Genomic DNA, 1965 nt, shown 5'->3' with positions numbered 1-1965 from the left:
TTGCTTTTATCTCAACAACGCTACTCATTATGCTTCATCTCCTCTTTTCATTACATAATATTGCTGAAGTATACCAGCAGCACTAGAGGTTAACCAATAAATTTGAAGACCTGCAGGCATTTTATAGGATATGAAAACCATCATAATAGGGAACATGTACATCATGCTCTTCATATGAGGATTCGAATCTGATCCCATAATTTTTTGCTGTGCAAATGCAACTAATCCATTTAAAACAGGTAATATGTAAAGTGGATCTGGTTTTATCAGAGTGAGCCATAAAAAAGTCGACTCTATCGGTACAATTCCACCATCAACAGGTGCTTTTCTTAGAACTGCAAAAAGTGCCCATAATACAGGAAGTTGTACTAGCATAGGTAAACATCCTGCAGCAGGATTTACCTTATATTTTTGATATAATTCCATTGTTTTTTCATTTAATAGTTGTTTATCATTTTTATATTTTTCTTTTATTTTATCAATTTCAGGCTGAATCTTTTTCATTGCCCTCATGGATTTGTCCTGCTTCAGTGTCAGTGGTAATAATAGTAATTTGATTAGAATAGTTATCCCAATAATAGACAGACCAAAGTTACCTATTATTTTATACAAATATAGGATAATCTGCTCTAAAGGTACGGTGATAAAATTCATGGATTAATCCCCCTTGTTTTTTGGCTTTTTTCTACTAGGAGGCACAGGGTCATACCCGCCAGGATGAAAGGGGTGACATTTTAAGATTCTTCTTATTCCCAAAAATATCCCTATAAAACACCCATGCTCCTCTATCGCGTGATATGTGTAAGAAGAACAGGTAGGATAAAACCTACAGTTCTTGCCCAATAATTTGGATATAAATTTTTGATAAATTATAATTAAAGTTAATAATATTTTTTTCATAAAAACATATTCAACTTTTTAAAAATAAGATTCAGATCTTTTTCCATCTGACTATATTTTAGAGTTTTCACTTTAACTCCTGCAGTTCTTTTGGCTATGAATACTATATCGTAGCTTTTTTTTATGCCATTTTCATTTAACCGATAATACTCCCTAAAAAGTCTTTTCAGTCTATTTCGACATACAGCATTACCAGTTTTTTTACTTACAACAAAACCAACTTGATTAAAATTATTTTCTTTATTGATTTTTATGTATACTAAGGAGTAATATCCAAATGCCTTAATTCCTGTTTTGTAAATATCCTGGAATTGTTCATTTTTTTTTAGATTGTTCATTTAAAGCTCCTTAAAAATCTGTAAAAACCCGGTGTTTTTATTCACCGGGTTTTATGCTGATAATTCTGCTCTTCCTCTTGCTCTTCTTCTTTTTAATACTAGTCTTCCAGTTTTAGTTTTCATTCTGGCTCTAAAACCGTGATTTTTTTTCCTTTTGTGATTATTAGGTTGGAAAGTTCTTTTGCTCATTATTTTCACCTCCTAAAAAATTCTTACTTTCAGATCAATATTTTAAAGGAATATACTTATTTTGTCAAGTAAAAAATCTTTATTTGGTTGTTCACTTCTCTCACGCTTTTTTACTTTTTTTAATAAACAAAAAAAAATCAAAAGATAGATATTTTGTTTTATGTTAGATGTACTGACGAAAGCTAATTTGAATTTTCATCTGATTCCAGTGTTTTCAAGACCTTTAGAATGATTGAATTTATATTTTTATTAATGATGATAGACACAAAACATATTCTATTGTTTCAAAGGGACTGAGAGAAACTTAAGTTAACATAGTTCAATAAAATCAGTATTGAGAGTTTTCAGTTAATTATTTTTGTTGATGTACATAAAAATATACCGTTATTTTTCAAGGGAATATGAAAAAAGTAAAGATATAAATCATAAGATTGTTTATCTTTATAAATAGCAAAGAGGTCAATAAATATACTGATTTTTAATCAGAATAGGGGTTATCTGAATCACTTTTTATTATTTTAAATTTATTATTTTTGAT

The 1965-nt window shown here is 29.1% G+C and carries 4 protein-coding genes; all 4 read right to left on the bottom strand.

Annotation, left to right across the window (positions count from 1 at the left end; genetic code table 11):
* Window positions 1–27: 27 nt before the first annotated feature.
* The 4 genes from ABZA26_RS13890 to rpmH are packed head-to-tail and all read right to left on the bottom strand — an operon-like array spanning window position 28 to window position 1427.
* Entirely contained in the window at window positions 28–654 is a 627-nt protein-coding gene (locus ABZA26_RS13890; protein ID WP_372715090.1) for a YidC/Oxa1 family membrane protein insertase, read from the bottom strand.
* Window positions 655–657: 3 nt separating this feature from the next.
* Entirely contained in the window at window positions 658–900 is a 243-nt protein-coding gene (yidD, locus tag ABZA26_RS13885; protein ID WP_372715089.1) for a membrane protein insertion efficiency factor YidD, read from the bottom strand.
* A complete protein-coding gene (gene rnpA, locus ABZA26_RS13880; RefSeq protein WP_372715088.1) occupies window positions 897–1238 on the bottom strand; it encodes a ribonuclease P protein component in 342 nt (113 codons plus the stop codon). The genes yidD and rnpA overlap by 4 nt, the downstream gene beginning before the upstream one ends.
* A gap of 51 nt (window positions 1239–1289) precedes the next feature.
* Window positions 1290–1427 (bottom strand): 50S ribosomal protein L34, encoded by a 138-nt coding sequence (rpmH, locus tag ABZA26_RS13875; RefSeq protein WP_372715087.1) that lies wholly within the window; start codon window positions 1425–1427, stop codon window positions 1290–1292.
* Window positions 1428–1965 lie beyond the last annotated feature (538 nt).

It is taken from the genome of Ilyobacter sp. (genome assembly GCF_041583315.1).
In the GTDB taxonomy this organism is placed as follows: Bacteria; Fusobacteriota; Fusobacteriia; order Fusobacteriales; family Fusobacteriaceae; genus Ilyobacter.
The sequence above is the reverse complement of the archived record's forward strand: the minus strand, read 5'-3'. Positions and strand labels throughout refer to the sequence as shown.